The following is a 17,165-nucleotide window of genomic DNA, read 5'->3' as shown; positions in this document are numbered from 1 at the left end:
CGATGCCCCAGCCACGGCGCCGGCCGGCCGGTGGTGGTGGCGGCGCCCGCCGCCCGCGCGGCGGTGGCTCGGATCTCGGCGCGCGCATCATCGTCGCGGTCCCGGCGCTGGCCGTCGCGCTGACGATGGTGGCGCTGGGCGGGACGGTCTTCGCGGTCGGCGTCGGCGTGCTCGGCCTGATCTGCCTGCACGAGCTCTTCTCGATGTTCGAGCGCGCGCGGCCCGCGCGGCTGGCGGGCTTCGTCGGCTTCATCGGGCTGCTGGTCGCCGCCTCGCTGGGTGATCGCGAGACGATCCTGGTGGCCTTCCTGGCCTGCATCCCGCTGGTCTTCGTCGTGACGGTCAACCAGGCGGGCGGCGGTGGTGCGCCGGGGATCTCGGTGACGCTGCTGGGGTTGGCGTGGATCGGGCTGGCGCTGGCCCACGCGGTGCTGCTGCGCGACCTGCCACATGGCGGCGGGCTGGTCTTCGCGGTGCTGTTGGGGACCTTCGTCGGCGACACCGGCGCCTACCTCGGCGGCCGCGCCTTCGGCCGCCGGCCGTTGGCGCCGACCATCAGCCCCAACAAGACGGTCGAGGGGCTGGCGATCGGCGTGGTGATCGCCACGGCCGCGGTCTGGTGGGCGGGGTTGAGCCAGGAGTGGTTTGGCGGCACCAAGGGCGCCATCATGGGCGTGTCGATCGCGCTGGCCGCGCCGCTGGGCGATCTCTTTGAGTCCTATCTGAAGCGCGATGCCAACACAAAGGACACCGGAACGCTCTTCGGCGCCCACGGCGGCGCGCTGGATCGTCTCGACGCCATCCTGTTCACCGCGGTCGTCGGCTACTACGTGTGGCTCGCGCTGACCTGAGCGACGCGCTGCGCGGCGGCCTGCTCGGCGTCGCGGTCGGCGAGGCCTTGGGGCTGCCGTGGGCGGGCGTCTCGCCGCGGACGATCAAGCGCGACAGGTTGCTCGACGAGGTCGGGCCGACGGGCGCGGCGACGGCGGCGGTGCTGGCCGCGGCGACCGGCGCCGGTGCGCCCGGTGGGCTGCCCGATGCGCTGGCGCTCGGCTGGCGCGAGCCCGTTGCGCTCGCCCGCCGTACCGCGGTCCTGCACCTGGGCTTCGCGCCCGTGATGGTCGCCGACCTCGCCGCGTGGGCGCTGGCCGGCAAGCCGCTGCACCACCTCGTCGCCGACCATGCCGATGACTGGCCGCCGCCGTTTCACGGGGTCGCAGCCGATGACCGGTCGGTGCTCGACGCGTTGATGGCCGTCCTGCACCGCCACGACGATCCGACCGAAGGCATGCGCGCCGCCGTGCGCCTGGGCGGTGGAGGCACCGCGCTGCTCGCCGCTCTGGTCGGCGGGATCCTCGGCTGCCGGCGGCCCACCGCGATCGATCGCGTGCCGTGGCGCGAGCGGGTTGCGCTGCCCGACGACGCGACGCTCGCCGCCGCCGTCGCGGGGCTGCGGGGCACCTGAGCGACACGTCCGCGCGGCGCGGTCTGGCCGCCCGGGCCATGGTCGGGGCGGCGTCTGCGTGAGATGCTCGGCACATGACCGAAGAGCACGCAACGCTGCTGCAGGGCGGTCGGGTCGTCAGCGCTGACGGCGAGTACGACGCCGACGTCCTGATCGTCGGGGAGAAGATCGCCGCCGTCGGCGAGGTCGAGGCGCCGCCGGGCGCGACGGTGATCGACGTCGCCGGCTGCCGGGTGATGCCGGGACTGATCGACAACCACACGCACCTGTCGATGCCGTTCATGGGGATGATGTCCTCCGACGACTACAACACCGGCACGCAGGCCGCCGCGGCCGGCGGCGTGACCTGCCTGGTGGACTTTGCCATCCAACGCGAGCCCGACCAGTTGCGCTCGGCGCTGGCCGAGTGGCAGGGCCGTGCCGACGGCGCGGCCCACGTCGACTACGGGTTCCACATGGCCATCACCAACGCCAACGAGGCGACGATCGACGACATGGCCGCGATCGTCGACGCCGGCGTCAGCTCCTTCAAGTTGTTCATGGCCTACAAGGGCGAGCTGATGACGCGCGACGACGCGATGACGGCGTGCATGGAGCGCGCACGTGACCTCGGCGCGCTGACGATGGTCCACGCCGAGAACGGCGACGTGGTCGACCTGCTCGTCAAGCGCGCCCTGCACGCCGGGCAGACCGACGCGATCCACCACGCGCTGACGCGCCCGGAGTTCGTCGAGGCCGAGGCGACCTCGCGCGCCGCGCGGCTGTCGGAGTACACCGGCGCGTCGCTCTTCGTCGTCCACGTCACCTGTGCCGCGGCCGCCGCCGAGGTCCAGGCCGCCCAGCAGCGGGGCGTTCCCGTCAGCGCCGAGACCTGCACGCAGTACCTCGTCAACACGATCGACGACCTGCGCCGGCCGGGGGTCGAGGGCTGTCGCTACATCTGCTCGCCGCCGCTGCGGGAGGCGTCCAACCACGAGCCGTTGTGGGACTACGTGCAGCGTGGGATCCTCGAGTCGGTCTCGACCGATCACTGCCCGTTCACCAACGAGCAGAAGGCCCGTGGCCTGGAGAACTTCAGCCTGGTGCCCAACGGGCTGGCGGCGATCCAGCATCGCCTCGCCAAGCTGTGGGACGAGGGCGTCGTCGCCGGGCGGATCACGCCGTCGCAGTTGGTGGATCGGACCTCGACGACGATCGCGCGCCGCTTTGGTCTGGAGGACAAGGGCGCGATCGCGCCCGGCAAGGATGCCGACATCGTCGTCTTCGACCCGTCGGCGCCACGCGACTACGGCACGCACACGTCGTTCATGAACGTCGACTACGACATCTACGACGGCGAGACCGCGAGCGGTTCGGTCCGCCACACGCTGTCGCGCGGGACGATGGTCTACGACCAGGGCAAGATCGTGTCCGAACCCGGCCACGGGCGCTTCGTGGCACGCGCGGGCGCCGCGGTCGGAGCGACCGCATGAGCTTGACGGTCGACGCCGACCGCGTCCTGGCCGATCTGCATGAGCTTGCCGCCGCGAGCGGGGGCAAGCACGCCGGTGCCAAGCGGCTGGCGTGGTCAACCGACTGGACGGTCGCGCGCGAGTGGCTGCTGGGCAAGCTCGCCGAGATCGAGGGCGTGTCCGTCGACCGTGACGAGGCGGGCAACCTCTGGGCGCAGCTGCCGGGGGACGGCAGCGCCGAGGGCTTCGTCATCGTCGGGTCGCACATCGACGCGGTGCCGTCGGGCGGCTGGCTGGACGGCGCGCTGGGCGTGATGGCCGCGCTCGGCGTCCTGCGTGCCCTTGCGGGGGCCGATGGACCGCCGCCGGTCACCGTGCGGCTGGTCGACTGGGCCGACGAGGAGGGGGCGCGCTTCGGTCGCAGCCTCGTCGGCTCCTCGGCGGTGGCCGGCACGCTGGATCCCGACGACGTCCGCGGCCTGCTCGACGCCGGCGGCGTCACGCTGCAGGACGCGATGGCGTCGGTCGGCGTCGATCTCGACGGCGCGTCGGCGGCGACCGCGCGCCTGGACGGTGCCCGCGCCTACCTCGAGCTCCACATCGAGCAGGGCCCGGTCCTCCTGGACACCGGCCGGCTGGCCAGCGCGGTCAGCGGCACCTTCGGCGACGAGCGTTACCTGATCGCCTTCAGCGGCCAGTCCGCCCACGCCGGGTCGACGCCGATGCGTCTGCGCCGCGACACGCTGGCCGCGGCAGCCGCCGCGGCGCTGGAGATCCGCGAGGTCGGCATCCGCCACGGCGGCGTGACGACCGTCGGCGCGATCACCAGCCAGCCGGCGGTGATCACGGCGATCGCGGGGGAGTCGGAGCTGATGCTCGATCTGCGGCACCTCGACGCCGACGTCTTGGCCACCATGTTGGCCGAGTGTCTCGAGGCCTGCGAGCGCGCGGCCGCGGCGTTTGGCTGCACGGTGGCGCCGCGCCGCGTGTTCGGTGCGACGCCGACGCCCTTTCATCCCAAGTTGATTGCCATTGCGCGCGCGGCGGTGGACGCCGCCGGCGGGGATGACGGCCCGCCCATCCCGTCCGGGCCGCTGCACGACGCGACCGAGATCGGGCGCCGCGTGCCGACCGTGATGCTCTTCGCCCAGTCCGACCCGCCGATCTCCCACACCGAGGTCGAGGATTCACCGGACGCGGCCCTGCGGATCGCGATCGCGGCTTACGGCCAGACGGTGGGCGAGACCATTGCCTTGGTCGCCGCCGGCGGGCTGGAGGAAGCTTGATGATGGACTTCGGCCTGGTCCTGCAGAACGACCCGCCGGCCGCCCGGGTCATCGACCTCTGCAAGCGTGCCGAGAGCTACGGCTTCTCGCACGCCTGGACGTTTGACTCCCACTTGCTGTGGGAGGAGCCCTACGTCATCTACAGCCGGATCCTCAACGAGACCCACAAGCTGATCGTCGGGCCCATGGTCACCAACCCGGCGACGCGCGACTGGACGGTGACCGCGTCGCTGTTCGCCACGCTCAACGAGATGTACGGGAACAGGACGATCTGCGGGATCGGCCGCGGCGACAGCGCGGTGCGCGTCATCAACGGCACGCCGGTGCGGATCGCCGAGATGCGCGAGGCGATCGCGGTCATCCGTGGGCTGGCCAACGGCGAGGCGGTGGACTACAAGGGCACGACCTTGCGGTTGCCGTGGAGCCCGGACAGCCGGCTGCCGATCTGGGTCGCCGCCTACGGACCCAAGATGTTGGCCTTGACCGGCGAGATCGGCGACGGCTTCATCCTGCAGCTGGCCGACCCGGACATCACGGCCTGGTCGATCGCGGCGGTGCGCAACGCCGCCGAGGAGGCCGGCCGCGACCCCGCCAGCGTCACGATCTGCGTCGCCGCGCCGGCTTATGTCACCGACGGCACCGAGGCAGGTCTGGCCCACGGCCGCGACCAGTGCCGCTGGTTCGGCGGGATGGTCGGCAATCACGTCGCCGACATCGTCGCCCGCTACGGCGGCGATGGCGCCGCGGTGCCCACGGCGCTGACCGACTACATCGCCGAGCGCGAGGGCTATGACTACAACGAGCACGGCCGCGCCGGCAACACCCACACCGCGTTCGTCCCCGACGCCATCATCGACCGCTTCTGCCTGATCGGCCCGCCCGAGACCCAGATCGAACGTCTCAACGAGCTGGCCGACCTCGGCGTCGACCAGTTCGCCCTCTACCTCCAGCACGACGACAAGGACGCCACGCTGCGCAGCTACGGCGAGCAGGTCATCCCGGCGGTCAACCGGCGAGCGGCCGCGAAGCTGTAGCAGGGACCCTCCTGGACTCTTGAGTCGATCTTGAGGTGCGCGCGGCTACCCTTCGGGCACATGCCCCGCCGTCTTCTCGTGCTCGGCTCCACCGGGTCGATCGGCACCCAGGCGCTCGATGTCGTCGCTCGCACCGATGATCTTGAGATCGTCGGGCTCAGCGCCGCCCGCTCCTGGGAGCCGCTCGTCGAACAGGCCATCCGCCACGGTGTGCGCCGGATTGCGCTCGCCGATCCTGACGCGGCCGCCCGCGCGGCCGAGGCGTGGACCGACGGTGAGGTGCTCGTGGGCGCCGAGGGGCTCGTGCAACTTGTCTTGGAGTCCGGGGCCGACCTCGTGCTCAACGCGCTGGTCGGCTCGGCGGGCCTCGGCCCGACGGTCGCGGCGCTGGGGGAGGGGATCGACCTCGCGCTGGCTAACAAGGAGTCGCTGGTCGTGGGCGGCGAGCTTGTCACGCAGCTCGCCGAGGCCACGGGCGCACAGCTGCTGCCGGTCGACTCCGAGCACGCCGCGCTGCATCACCTGCTGCATGGCGTCCCGACCGGGGCGCTGGAGCGGATGACGATCACCGCCTCGGGCGGCCCGTTCCGTGGCCGCAGTCACGCCGAGCTGGCCGACGTCACCGTCGCCGAGGCGCTCAACCACCCGACCTGGTCGATGGGCGGCAAGATCACCATCGACTCGGCCACGTTGATGAACAAGGGCCTCGAGGTCATCGAGGCCCATCACCTCTTCGGCCTGCCGTATGACCGCATCGACGTCGTCGTGCACCCGCAGTCGATCGTCCACGCGCTCGTGGAGACCGCCGACGGCGCGCAGCTCGCGCACCTCGGGCTGCCCGACATGCGGATCGCCATCGCCTACGCCTTGCACCACCCCGACATCGTCAAGCTCCCCACCAAGCGACTGAACCTCGCCGAGCTGGGCGCGCTGACCTTCGAGGAGGTCGACCGCGACGCCTTCCCGTGCCTGGACCTGTGCCTGCAAGCGGCGCGCGCCGGTGGCACCGCGCCCTGCATCCTCAACGCCGCCAACGAGGTCGCCGTGCACGCCTTCCTGAACGAGCGGCTCGCCTTCACCGGCATCGCCGACGTCATCGACGCGACGCTGCAGCAGATGCCCAGCGGCCCCGTCCGCGCCTTCGAGTCCCTCTTCGAGGCCGACCGCGCCGCGCGCGAGCTGGCGACCGAGCAGATCGGAGCGCGCGCCTAAATGAGCTGGCTCCTCGCCTTTGTCGGCTTCGCGCTGCTGATCATCCTGCACGAGTTCGGCCACTTCGCCGCCGCCAAGGCCGTCGGGATGCGCGTCGAGCGCTTCGCGCTCTTCTTCCCGCCGCTGCTGTGGACCGTGAAGCGCGGCGAGACCGAGTACGGCATCGGGGCGATCCCGCTCGGTGGTTACGTGAAGATCACGGGGATGAACCCGGCGGAGGTGATCCCGCCCGAGCACGAGCACCGCGCCTATTACAAGCAGCCGGTCTGGAAGCGCCTGGTGGTCATCGGCGCCGGACCGGCGATGAACGTGCTCGTCGCGTTCGTGATCCTGTTCTTCCTGTTCGCGGTCAAGGGCGACCAGGTCGTCAACAACAAGGTCGGCGACATCGCCCCCAAGTCGGCGGCCGTCGGTGTTCTGCAGCAGGGCGACCAGCTCGTCGCCGTCGACGGCGTCAAGGGCACGCCCGACGTCCTGCGCAAGAGCATCGGCAAGCACATCTGCGCCGCCGGGGCCAAGGTCCAGGGGTGCGTCGCCGCCACGCCGGCCAAGGTCACGATCGTCCGCGACGCCCGCACGCAGGTGCTCGAGGTCCGGCCGCGCTACAGCAAGATCGACAAGCGGATGCTGATCGGCTTCTCGTTCGGCGGCACGTATCACCCGCTCCCGATCGGCCAGTCGGCGAGCCGCTCGGTCACCGGGATGTGGAACGTCACGAAGGCCACCGTCGACACCGTCTCCAAGCTCTTCTACGACTCCTCGGCGCGCAAGAACCTGTCGGGCGTGGTCGGCTCCTACGAGACGACGCGCCAATCGATCGCCGCCGACAACGTCGAGCGCTCGCTGACGATCCTCGCGCTGATCTCGCTGTCGCTGGCGATCGTCAACCTCTTTCCCTTCCTTCCCTTGGACGGGGGGCATATCTTCTGGGCGCTGGCCGAGAAGCTGCGGGGGCGCCCGATCCCGTTCCGGATCATGGAGCAGGCCAGCTACGTAGGCTTCGTATTGGTCCTCATGCTGTTCGCCGTGGGGCTGACCAACGACATCGGTCGGCTGCAAGACGGAGGCTTCGGGGTGAAGTAGTTCAACTGGAGGAAGCGGAAGTGGAAAGCAGCACGGCACCAAAGCGTGGGGTCGACGCGGCGACGATCGCCGAGGCGTTTCGCCTCACCTCGTCCCAGCGCGCCGGCGAGATCGCCATCCGGACCAAGGGCGACGAGGTCTCCTGGACCTGGGCCGAGCTGCGCGAGCGCGTCGATCGCCTCGCCGGCGGCCTCGACGCGCTGGGCCTGCGCAAGGGCGACACCATCGCCTTGATGCTGGGCAACCGGCCCGAGTTCCACCAGGCCGACCTCGCGGCCATGATGGTCGGGGCCACGCCCTTCTCCATCTACATGACCTATGCGCCCAACCAGATCGAGTATGTGGTCTCGGATGCCGGCGCGAAGATCATCATCACCGAACAGCAGTTCTTGGCCAACGTGCTGGAGGCGCGGAAGTCGCTGCCCAACCTCGAGCACGTCATCGTCGTCGACGGCGAGGCGCCTGAGGGCACGATGGCGCTGGCCGACGTCCCGGCCGGCGAGGGCTTCGACGTCGAGGCGTCGATCGCGGCGCTGAGCCCCGAGGACGTCCTGACGTTGATCTACACGTCGGGCACGACCGGGCCACCCAAGGGCGTCGAGCTGGCCCACCGCAACCTGCTCTCGGCGGTTAGCGGCATCGAGGAGATCGTCCAGTTCCCCGACGGGGCCCGCGTCATCTCCTGGCTGCCCAACGCGCACATCGCCGAGCGTGCCGCACACCACTACCTGCCGATCGTCTTCGGCTTCCAGGTCACCTGCTGTCCCAACCCGCGCGAGATCATCTCGTTCCTGCCCGAGGTCCGGCCGCACTGGTTCTTCGCGGTCCCGCGGATCTGGGAGAAGCTGAAGGCTGGACTGGAGGCGATGGTCGCCTCCCAACCCGAGGAGCAGCGCGTCAAGGCACAGGCGGCGCTGGCCGCGGCCCAGCAGAAGGTGGCGCTGGAGCAGGCCGGCGAGCCGGTGCCCGAGGAGCTGGCGGCCGCCGTCGCGCAGGCCGACACCGAGATGTTCGCCGGGCTGCGCGCGATGCTCGGCCTCGACCAGGTCGTCGCGATCAACGTCGGCGCCGCTCCGACGCCCGTCCCGGTGCTCGAGTTCTTCCACGCCATCGGCCTGCCGCTGTCGGAGCTGTGGGGGATGAGCGAGACCTGCGGCGGCGGCTCGGTCAACCCGCCCTCGCGCATCAAGATCGGCACCGTCGGTCCGGCGACGCCCGGCTGCGAGCTCAAACTTGCCGACGACGGTGAGCTGCTGATCCGCGGCGATCTCGTGATGCTCGGCTACCGCGGGCTGCCGGAGAAGACCGCCGAGACGATCGATCCTGACGGTTGGCTGCACACCGGCGACATCGCGCAGATCGATGAGGACGGCTACGTCAAGATCGTCGACCGCAAGAAGGAGATCATCATCAACGCGGCCGGCAAGAACATGTCGCCGGCCAACATCGAGGCGACGCTCAAGAGCGCGTCACCGCTGATCGGCAACGCGGTCTGCATCGGTGACGCCAAGCCCTACAACACGGCGCTGATCGTGCTCGACGCCGACTTCGCCCCGGCGTGGGCGGCGCAGAACGGCCTCGGCGACACGTCGTTGGAGGAGCTCGCCCACGAGGACGCGATCCGTGCGGCGATCCAGGCGGGCGTCGACGGCGCCAACGCCACGCTGGCGCGCGTCGAGCAGATCAAGAAGTTCGTGATCGTCGAAGGCGACTGGCTGCCCGGCGGCGACGAGCTGACGCCGACGATGAAGCTCAAGCGCAAGCCCATTGCCGCGAAGTACGACGGCGACATCGCCGGGATGTACACGGGGTAGGTCGCTAGCCCCGGCTCATCGCTACGTCCGATTTATGGCCTGCTACGCGTGATATCATGCGTAGTAGGTTGTAAATCACGCGTAGCTCGAGCGCCGCTGCTCGGGCAAGGAGGATGTGGCGATGGAAGTGCTCTTGGAGGCGACGGCCCTGAAGATGGGCGACCGCACGATGTATGCGACGGCCGGCCCGGCCGAGTCGGTCATCCGGCTCATCGACCAGCCGTCGACCTGGGACCCGTTGGCCAAGCAGCCGCACGGCAACCGCGTTCGGTCCAAGGACCACGTCGCGGCCATCGTCGAGTACCTCAAACACGAGGAGAACCCGATCCTGAGCTCGATCGTCGTCTACGCCAAGGGCAGCGACGTCACGTTCGCGCAGGCCGATGGCCTCGCCAACGTCGGCCACCTCAGGGTCAAGATCGGCACGACGTTCGACGTCGGCGACGGTCAGCACCGCTGCGCGGCGCTCGCGCAGCTGATCGCCGACCTCGAGGACGCCGACGAGGACGACCCGCGCCGTGAGCGCATCCACGGCATGTCGGTCCCGCTCCTGGTCGTCGTCGATGACGACCAGGCGCGTCGCGCCCAGGACTTCGTCGACCTGCAGCGCAACGCCAAGCCACCGTCCGGCAGCCTGGGCTCATCGATGGATCGCCGCCACGCGATCAACCGCTTCACGCTCGAGATCGCCAAGGCGGCCGACCTCACCAACGAGGGCCAGCGCATCGAGTTCCTCAAGGACACGGTCGGCAAGCTCTCCGGGAAGCTCTACACGTTCCAGGCGTTCCGCCAGTTCGTGACGACGCTGATCATCGGGTCCTCCCAGCGCACGCGCGCGGGCCTGGAGAAGGCCGCCGACGAGGCCGTGGGCAACGGCCAGTACGCGGCCGAGCACAACCGCGTCCTCGACATCCTCAACACCGCGGCGCACACGATGCCTGGCTGGTCGGAGATCATGGACGGATCGCTGACCGTCGCGGAGTTCCGCGCGGACTACCTCCACTCGACGGCGGCCGGCCTCTACACGCTCGGCCTCGGCCTCTACCACGTCCACAACGACGGCGGCGACATCGACGAGGCCATCGCGAGGGCGGCGAAGATCGACTGGCGCCGCGAGCCGGTCGACCGCGACGGCAAGTCGTTCTTCGACGGGACGCTCATCCTCAAGGTCGAGGAGGACGACGGCAGCGTCAGCCGCAAGCTGGCGTCCGGCCGCCCGGCCTGGGAGGCCGCGGGCGAGAAGCTCTACAACGCCATCAAGTAGCCGCTGGGAGCAGGGGCGGTGCGCGATGCGCCGCCCCTCAGCGGGTCAGCCCGCGACGGGCGCGGCGGCCCGCGCGCGGCGGGTCAGTTCGACCGTCGCGGCGCGGAGGCCGGCCGGCTCGGTGACCGGCTCGGCGAAGCCGACGCGGGTCGGAGCGCTGCCGCGGGGCGTGCCGACCATGAGGTCCAGGCCGTAGCGGTCGGCGGCCGTGCAGCGGGCCGTCTCGGCATCGGGGTAGCCGCCCAGCGCCTGGGCCATGATCAACAGCGCGTCGGCGTGGTCGTCGTTGAGGTGGGTGATCGCGGCGCGTGCCTCGCCGACGGGGTCGGCTTCGGCGTTGGCGTAGGCCTCGGCGTCGGCGGAGTCCATCCGGCCGTAGCCGCCGACCCAGCGCACGCGCTCCACACCGAGCAGGTAGAGCGAGAAGTCGCCGAACTCGGCGTACATCGCGGCGGTCGGGACGCTGGCCAGGTAGGCCGCGCGGGCGACGCGCTCGATCTCGCCCGAGGGGCGGGTGACGCGGCCGGCCAGGGTGACGCGGCCGGCGGCCAACGGATCCTTGCGACGCTCGGCCGCGGCCACCACCAGGCTGGCTCGCGGATCGCGGTCAAGGTTGCGGCCGTGCTCGGCGAGCGTGGAGACGAACAGGACCGGCGAGCCGTCGTCCAGCGCTGCGTAGCTGACCAGCGAGGCCCACGGCGTGCCGTCATCCGAGAGCGTGGCCAGCGTGGCGACGTTGGTCTGGGCGACGAGCGTCCGGGCCTCTTCGCCGGCGGTGCGGCGGCGGCTGGCAGGGACCTGGGTCAGGGGCGGCGGTGGAGGAGGTCTGCCTGCCCGTCCGTCACCTGCGACCTGGTGGTCGCCGGTTGCAGAAGCGGTGATGTCGGTCACGAGGATTTCCTGATGGTCGCGGTTTCGGTCGAGGGCGTCCAGACGGACGAGCCTGTTAGGTCACCCTAAAGCATGTTAGGGTGCCCAAACATACCCGACCTCGCAGCTCGGGCTCAGGACGCCCTGACAGCCAGCAAGATGCCCTCTTCCCGACGTTCCCTTCCCGCCGCAGCGCTCGTCGCGCTGCTCCTACTCGCCTTCGCCGGCGCGGCCCGGGCCGCGCCCAAGCGCATCGCGGCGCTCACGCCGTTCACGGCCAACACCCTCGCCGAGCTCGGCGTCCGCCCGGTCGCCGTCGGCCAGACGCTCGGCGGCCACGACCGCCTCGACCCGCGGCTGAAGGGCGTGCCGACCCTCGCGCTGTCGCATCCCAACGGCCCCAACGTCGAGCAGCTCGCGCTCCGCAACCCGCAGCTCGTGCTCTCCGCGCCGATCTGGCGCAAGGGGGAGGAGGCGATGAAGCGGCTGGGGATGACCGTCGCCTACAGCGACCCGCGCAGCGTGGCCGACCTGCTCGTCCAGACGCGGCGCATCGGCGGGCTGGTCGGCAAGCGCGCCGCCGCCGATCGGCTGGCGGCGCGCCAGTCCGCCGCGATCGCCGCCGCGCGGCGCGGCATCCGCAGGCACCCGTCGGTCCTGCTGATCATGGGCGTTGGGCGCACGAGCTACGCGATGCTCGCCAACAGCTGGGGCGGAGACGTGGTCCGCCAGGCCGGCGGCCGGCTGCTGACCGGTGGGCTGACCGCTAGCGGCGGCTACGCGCGGATCTCCGACGAGGCGGTGGTGGCCCGCGACCCGGACATCATCATCGCGGTCCCGCACGGCGCTCCGTCCGACATCCCGAAGCTCGCCAAGTACCTGGCCAACAAGGCCGGCTGGCGGACGACCAAGGCCGCCAGGCGCCACAGGATCTTCGTGTCCGCCGGCAACTCGCTGCTGCAGGCCTACACCGATCCGGGCGCGACGATCCGCGACGTGCGGGCCAAGTTCCTCGGGAACTGACGGCGTGGCCGTCCGCCAGACCTCGGTCGTCCTCGTCGCCGCGCTGCTCGCGCTAGCGGCGGTTGCCGCATCGTTGACGCTCGGCGCGGTCCACGTGCCGCTGCGCGATGTGGTCGACGCGCTGACCGGGCGCGCCGACGCCGGGCCGCTGCGTGAGATCGTGCTCGCGCTGCGGGTCCCGCGGACGGTCGAGGCGATCGTCGTCGGCGCGGCGCTCGGCGTCGCCGGCGTGCTGTTGCAGGGCGCGCTGGGCAACCCACTGGCCTCACCGGACATTGTCGGCGTCACCGGCGGCGCGGGCTTCGGCGCGATCCTCGTGCTGCTGGCCTTCCCGGGTGCCATCGCGCTGCTGCCGGTCGGCGCGCTGGCGTTCGGTGCACTGGCCGGCGCGCTGGTGCTGGCGATCGCCTGGTCGGGGCCGTCGGGCGGTGCCACCGGCCGGTTGATCCTGGCCGGGATCGCGGTCAGCGCGCTCTTCGGTGCCGGGACGACCTCGTTGATGGTGGCCTACTCAGACCGCGTCCAGTCGGCGGTGCTGTGGATGGCCGGCGGGCTGTCGTCGGACGGCTGGTCGGGGCTGCGCGTGGCGTGGCCGTACTTCGTCGTCGGCTTCGTGGTCGCCGCGGTGCTCTCGCGCCCGCTGGATCGCCTGGCGCTGGGCGACGATGTCGCCGAGTCGCTCGGCGTGCGGCCGCGGCTGATCCGGCTGGCGGCGGTGTCGGCGGCGACGCTCCTGGCCTCGGCCGCGGCGGCGCTCGTCGGGTTGTTGGGGTTCTTGGGTCTCGTCATCCCGCACTTGGTGCGGCTCGCCGGCGGGACGGCGAGCCATCGCTACGTGATGGGCGCCTCGGCGCTGGTCGGCGCGGCGCTGCTGCTGGCCGGCGACACGCTGGCGCGGACGGTGCTCGCGCCGATCGAGCTGCCGGTCGGGCCGTTCATGGTGGTCTTGGGCGTGCCGGTCTTTCTCTGGCTGCTGCGGAGCGCGCACTGATGCCGAGCATCCGCGAGGCGGTCGTGCTGCTGGGCGGCGTGGAGATCCTGCGCGGATGCTGAGCGTCCGCGATGCGGTCGTGCGGCTGGGCGGGGCCGAGATCCTGCGCGGCGCCGATCTCGATGCGGCGCCCGGCCGGCTGACGGCCGTCGTCGGACCCAACGGCGCCGGCAAGTCGACGCTGGTGCGCGCGGCGGCGGGGCTGCAGCGGTTGGAGTCCGGCAGCGTGCGCTGGAACGGACAGGAGGCGACGAAACTGCGCGGGCGCAAGCTGGCTCGGCTGCGCTCGTTCGTGCCCCAGCGTGCGCGCGTCCCGGACGGCGTGCGGGTCCACGAGGCGGTGGCGATCGGGCGGGCGCCGCATCTGGGCCCGCTGCAGCGGCCGACGCGCGGTGACCGCGACGCCGTGGATCGCGCGATGGCGCGCGCGGGCGTGACCGCGTTTGCCGAGCGCAGGCTCACGACGCTGTCGGGCGGCGAGCTGCAGCGCGTGCAGGTCGCTGTCGCGCTCGCGCAGGACGCGCCGGCGCTGATGGCCGACGAGCCGACCTCCAGCCTGGACCTCGGCGCCACGTCGGTGATCGCGCGGCTGCTGCGTGGCCTTGCCGACGATGGCCTCGCGGTCGTCCTCGTTGTTCATGATATTGCTCTCGCCGCTGCTGTCGCTGACGAGGTCGTTGTCGTCTCCGGTGGGCGGACGGTCGCCGCCGGCCCGCCGGCGACCGTCCTCACCGCGTCGCTGCTGTCTGACGTCTGGCACGTCGACGCCGGCCTCGTGCAGCGTGACGGCCGCACCGCGCTGCACGTTGACTGGCTCGGGGCGGGTCTGCCGTCCCAACCCCTTCCATCGTCCCAACCAGGAGTTGTTGTTCATGATTGGTCGTAGCGTCCTCTGCTGTTGCATCGTGGGAGCGATCGCGCTGCCCGCCGGGGCAAGCGCCGCGACGCCCGCAGGAAGCGGGACGTCGGTCCTGACGCTGCAGACCGAGGCGCTCGGCGTCCTGGGGGTGACCACCTCCGCGGTCGCGCCGGCCAGGGCCAAGGGCTCCAGGTTCACCTTCCCGGTCACGACGGCGAGCGTCGGCACGGCGGCCACGCTGGGCCACGCCGGCGGGCTGCGCCTGCGGGCCGGGACGCGCTCGGTGGTGCTGAGCGCGCCGCGCGTGCGGCTGGCCAAGGACTCGCGCCTGACAGCCAGGATCGGCAAGGCCACGGTGACGGTGTTCACGGTCGACGGGGCCAAGCGCAAGCTGAGCAGCACCGCCGGCGCCGTCACGCTGCGCGGCGCGAAGATCCGGCTGACGGTGGCGGGCGCCGCCGCCCTGCGGCGCGCGCTGCATCTGCGCCGCCTGTCGCCCGGCGTGCTCGGCACGTTGACCGTTGACGCCAAGCGCAGCGCGACCACGACCGGCAGCGAGCCCAGCGGCGCCCCGACGCCCGGTGGCACCACGACGGCGCCCGGCGGGACGACCACGACGCCCGGCCCAAGCGCACCCATCGACCTCGGCGGCCCGGCGCCGCTGGCGCGCCCGGCGACCGCGGTCGACGTGACCGCCGCCGCGATCACCTGGCACGTGCGCGAATCGTTCATCCGCTACATCAACACCGGCGAGGGCACCGCGACCTCCGGCGGCGCCACCGCCGATCCGCCGACCGTCCTGCCGGGCAGCAGCGTGCCGCTGGTCTACGACTTCCACTTCCCGTTCAAGGATGGGTGGTATGACCCGGTGAGCAAGACGGCGCGGGTGACCTACGCCGGCACGGTCACCTTCACCTACAACGACCACGGCATCAAGTTCACCGCGAGCGATCCGGAGATCGAGATCGCTGCCGGCACCACGTCACGCGCGATCTTCGCCACCGCGAACATGACGCCGGTCAAGCGCGGCGTCTTGGTCAAACTCGATCCGGGTGCCGCGGCGTCGACGGTCCACAGCCCGGACGGCACCGACCAAGCCTACGCGCAGATCCCGGGCTCGATCCCGGCCGACGCAGGCGCCTCGGTCTTCGCCGGGTTCTACGTCGCCAACGATCCGTTCGGCTGGATCAGCGTCGACCTGACGACGCCGCCGGTCTAGGCCTTACGGCCAGCCGGCGCCGGGCGTCGCCAGGCGCGCGGCGTCGCGGCCGGCCGCCTTGGCCTCGTACATCGCCCGATCGGCCGCCTGCAGCAGCGCCTCGGCGCTGCGGTCCGGTCGATCGGGCAGCGCCACGCCGATCGACGCGGTGAGCTGCGCGACGCCCGTCGCCAGCGGGATCGGCTCGGCGAGCAGGAGCCGCAGGCGCTCGGCGACGTCCATCGCCTCTTCAGCGGAGCCGACGTCCTCGCAGAGGGCGACGAACTCGTCGCCGCCGAAGCGGGCCACGGTGTCTCCGGGGCGTAGATCCTCGTCGATGCGCGCCGCGCTGATGCGCAGCAGCTCGTCGCCGGCGTGGTGGCCGAGCGTGTCGTTGGTGTGCTGGAAGTTGTCGAGGTCGATGAAGAGCACCGCGACGGTCTTCTCGGCGCGCTTGGTGCGCTGCAGCGCGTGGCGCAGGCGCTCGGCGAGCTTGGCGCGGTTGGCCAGCCCGGTCAGCGGGTCGTGGTCGGCGAACGGCTTCGGCAGCTTCTCGCCCGCTCGGCTGGCGTCCAGCGCGCCGGCCGCGTGGTCGGCGAAGAGCCGCAGGACCTGGAGGCGCTCGCGGCCGGGGATCAGGCGATCGGTCGGGTCGTCGACCCAGATGACGCCGCGCAGCTCACCGCTCGCGTCGCGCAGCCCGACGACCAGCCAGTGGCGCTCCCACGCGTAGGGCCCGCGGCCGTTGGCCTGCGAGCGGTAGACGGTGGCCTGCATGTTCAGCGTGCCCTCGGCGTCCTCGCGCGTGAGCAGATGGCAGCCATGGCGCTCGTAAACCGGCGCCAGGATCGGCTCGAACTGGGTGAGCGTGAAGGCGAGATGGGCGAAGACCGGGTCGTGCATGGTCCAGCCCGCCGTTGCGGCCGGCCGCATCAGCCCACCGTTCTCGGCCAGCAGGATGGCGGCGCGCTGGAAGCCGAGCGTCTCGCAGATGCCGGTGCAGACGGCTTGCAGCACGCCGGCGCGGCGGCGCTGCTCGCCCGTGAGGAGCGAGAGGCTGAGCAGCCGGTCCAGCGCGCTGCGATGGCTCGCGTCGCGGTCGGCGTCGGCGGCCTGCTCGACGGCCAGCGCGGCGATCTGGGTCAGCGAGACGAGGCGATCGCAGTCGTCATCGGCCGGGCGACGCCCATCAAGCGGCTCGTCGACGGAGATGATGCCGAGCACGTCCCCGTTGCCGCGACGCATCACGGCGAGCAGCAGATTCTCGTCTGGGACGACATGTGCACCGCGGCGCTCGAACCGGGCGGCCAGGTGCGGAGCCCATTGCTCCCAGCTCGACGTCTTGCCCAGGCGCGCGAGGCGCGCGTCCTCCGGGCCGTGGACGGTCGACGCTTCGAAGTCGTCCCACGCCGGCCGGTGCAGGTTGATGGTGACCGAGCGGTAGCCCAGGCCCTCGGAGATCACGGCGGCGATCCGGTCCAGCGCGAAGACGAGGTCGTTGCGGGAGCGCACGCCGCGGGCAGCCTCCAGCGCTTCGCGCAGGGAGGCGATCAGGGACAGGGGCGATGATCCGGGCACGGTTTCTCCCTGTTAACGGTCGCGACGGCGCGCGGCT

Annotated in this window: 15 protein-coding genes; 13 read left to right on the top strand and 2 right to left on the bottom strand. The window is 71.6% G+C overall.

Annotation, left to right across the window (positions count from 1 at the left end; translation table 11 throughout):
* Window positions 1-2: 2 nt before the first annotated feature.
* The 9 genes from VGO10_RS21160 to VGO10_RS21120 all read left to right on the top strand — a co-directional run bounded on the left by VGO10_RS21160 (window position 3) and on the right by VGO10_RS21120 (window position 10,609).
* Window positions 3-851 carry a phosphatidate cytidylyltransferase gene (locus tag VGO10_RS21160; protein ID WP_327471991.1) on the top strand — a complete coding sequence of 283 codons (849 nt, stop codon included), beginning with the start codon at window positions 3-5 and terminating at the stop codon, window positions 849-851.
* Window positions 833-1,465: an ADP-ribosylglycohydrolase family protein gene (locus VGO10_RS21155; RefSeq protein WP_327471990.1), complete on the top strand. Its 633-nt coding sequence runs from the start codon at window positions 833-835 to the stop codon at window positions 1,463-1,465. Before VGO10_RS21160 ends, VGO10_RS21155 begins: the two co-directional genes overlap by 19 nt.
* Before the next feature lie 74 nt (window positions 1,466-1,539).
* Complete coding sequence (gene hydA / locus VGO10_RS21150; protein WP_327471989.1) at window positions 1,540-2,937, top strand: dihydropyrimidinase; 1,398 nt, start codon at window positions 1,540-1,542, stop codon at window positions 2,935-2,937.
* The gene (locus VGO10_RS21145; RefSeq protein WP_327471988.1) at window positions 2,934-4,202 is read left to right on the top strand and encodes a Zn-dependent hydrolase; all 1,269 of its coding nucleotides are present in this window, start codon (window positions 2,934-2,936) and stop codon (window positions 4,200-4,202) included. The genes hydA and VGO10_RS21145 overlap by 4 nt, the downstream gene beginning before the upstream one ends.
* A gap of 2 nt (window positions 4,203-4,204) precedes the next feature.
* The gene (locus tag VGO10_RS21140; protein WP_327471987.1) at window positions 4,205-5,236 is read left to right on the top strand and encodes a TIGR03842 family LLM class F420-dependent oxidoreductase; all 1,032 of its coding nucleotides are present in this window, start codon (window positions 4,205-4,207) and stop codon (window positions 5,234-5,236) included.
* Between the two features lie 60 nt (window positions 5,237-5,296).
* A complete protein-coding gene (gene dxr, locus VGO10_RS21135; protein ID WP_327471986.1) occupies window positions 5,297-6,448 on the top strand; it encodes a 1-deoxy-D-xylulose-5-phosphate reductoisomerase in 1,152 nt (383 codons plus the stop codon).
* Complete coding sequence (locus VGO10_RS21130; protein WP_327471985.1) at window positions 6,449-7,531, top strand: M50 family metallopeptidase; 1,083 nt, start codon at window positions 6,449-6,451, stop codon at window positions 7,529-7,531. It abuts the gene before it with no gap.
* A 20-nt stretch (window positions 7,532-7,551) separates the two neighbouring features.
* Window positions 7,552-9,345 (top strand): AMP-dependent synthetase/ligase, encoded by a 1,794-nt coding sequence (locus VGO10_RS21125; protein ID WP_327471984.1) that lies wholly within the window; start codon window positions 7,552-7,554, stop codon window positions 9,343-9,345.
* Between the two features lie 121 nt (window positions 9,346-9,466).
* Window positions 9,467-10,609 carry a DNA sulfur modification protein DndB gene (locus tag VGO10_RS21120; RefSeq protein ID WP_327471983.1) on the top strand — a complete coding sequence of 381 codons (1,143 nt, stop codon included), beginning with the start codon at window positions 9,467-9,469 and terminating at the stop codon, window positions 10,607-10,609.
* A 45-nt stretch (window positions 10,610-10,654) separates the two neighbouring features.
* On the opposite strand, the gene VGO10_RS21115 is transcribed toward VGO10_RS21120, so the two are convergent.
* On the bottom strand, window positions 10,655-11,500 hold the full coding sequence (locus VGO10_RS21115) for a HugZ family protein (protein WP_327471982.1): 846 nt from the start codon (window positions 11,498-11,500) through the stop codon (window positions 10,655-10,657).
* A 138-nt stretch (window positions 11,501-11,638) separates the two neighbouring features.
* Here VGO10_RS21115 and VGO10_RS21110 point away from each other — a divergent pair, with 138 nt between their 5' ends.
* From VGO10_RS21110 to VGO10_RS21095, 4 genes are read left to right on the top strand one after another with little or no spacing between them, the layout of a single operon-like run.
* Complete coding sequence (locus tag VGO10_RS21110) at window positions 11,639-12,502, top strand: ABC transporter substrate-binding protein (RefSeq protein WP_327471981.1); 864 nt, start codon at window positions 11,639-11,641, stop codon at window positions 12,500-12,502.
* A gap of 4 nt (window positions 12,503-12,506) precedes the next feature.
* On the top strand, window positions 12,507-13,493 hold the full coding sequence (locus VGO10_RS21105) for an iron ABC transporter permease (protein ID WP_327471980.1): 987 nt from the start codon (window positions 12,507-12,509) through the stop codon (window positions 13,491-13,493).
* Between the two features lie 55 nt (window positions 13,494-13,548).
* Window positions 13,549-14,379, top strand: a complete 831-nt coding sequence (locus tag VGO10_RS21100; protein ID WP_327471979.1) for an ABC transporter ATP-binding protein — start codon at window positions 13,549-13,551, stop codon at window positions 14,377-14,379.
* Window positions 14,366-15,571, top strand: a complete 1,206-nt coding sequence (locus tag VGO10_RS21095; protein ID WP_327471978.1) for an HtaA domain-containing protein — start codon at window positions 14,366-14,368, stop codon at window positions 15,569-15,571. The genes VGO10_RS21100 and VGO10_RS21095 overlap by 14 nt, the downstream gene beginning before the upstream one ends.
* A 3-nt stretch (window positions 15,572-15,574) precedes the next feature.
* Here VGO10_RS21095 and VGO10_RS21090 read toward each other — a convergent pair whose 3' ends face one another.
* Window positions 15,575-17,128 (bottom strand): sensor domain-containing diguanylate cyclase, encoded by a 1,554-nt coding sequence (locus VGO10_RS21090; RefSeq protein ID WP_327471977.1) that lies wholly within the window; start codon window positions 17,126-17,128, stop codon window positions 15,575-15,577.
* Between the last annotated feature and the right edge of the window lie 37 nt (window positions 17,129-17,165).

Source organism: Baekduia sp., from assembly GCF_035996765.1.
Lineage (GTDB): Bacteria > Actinomycetota > Thermoleophilia > Solirubrobacterales > Solirubrobacteraceae > Baekduia.
Note: the sequence above shows the minus strand (reverse complement) of the source record. Positions and strands in the feature narration are given on the sequence as shown.

What these genes read in the sequence shown, in the direction of transcription:
- VGO10_RS21160 (WP_327471991.1), top strand. Translation starts at nt 3, where the DNA reads ATGCCCCAGCCACGGCGCCGGCCGGCCGGTGGTGGTGGCGGCGCCCGC.
- hydA (WP_327471989.1), top strand. Translation starts at nt 1,540, where the DNA reads ATGACCGAAGAGCACGCAACGCTGCTGCAGGGCGGTCGGGTCGTCAGC.
- VGO10_RS21145 (WP_327471988.1), top strand. Translation starts at nt 2,934, where the DNA reads ATGAGCTTGACGGTCGACGCCGACCGCGTCCTGGCCGATCTGCATGAG.
- VGO10_RS21140 (WP_327471987.1), top strand. Translation starts at nt 4,205, where the DNA reads ATGGACTTCGGCCTGGTCCTGCAGAACGACCCGCCGGCCGCCCGGGTC.
- dxr (WP_327471986.1), top strand. Translation starts at nt 5,297, where the DNA reads ATGCCCCGCCGTCTTCTCGTGCTCGGCTCCACCGGGTCGATCGGCACC.
- VGO10_RS21130 (WP_327471985.1), top strand. Translation starts at nt 6,449, where the DNA reads ATGAGCTGGCTCCTCGCCTTTGTCGGCTTCGCGCTGCTGATCATCCTG.
- VGO10_RS21120 (WP_327471983.1), top strand. Translation starts at nt 9,467, where the DNA reads ATGGAAGTGCTCTTGGAGGCGACGGCCCTGAAGATGGGCGACCGCACG.
- VGO10_RS21110 (WP_327471981.1), top strand. Translation starts at nt 11,639, where the DNA reads ATGCCCTCTTCCCGACGTTCCCTTCCCGCCGCAGCGCTCGTCGCGCTG.
- VGO10_RS21100 (WP_327471979.1), top strand. Translation starts at nt 13,549, where the DNA reads ATGCTGAGCGTCCGCGATGCGGTCGTGCGGCTGGGCGGGGCCGAGATC.
- VGO10_RS21095 (WP_327471978.1), top strand. Translation starts at nt 14,366, where the DNA reads ATGATTGGTCGTAGCGTCCTCTGCTGTTGCATCGTGGGAGCGATCGCG.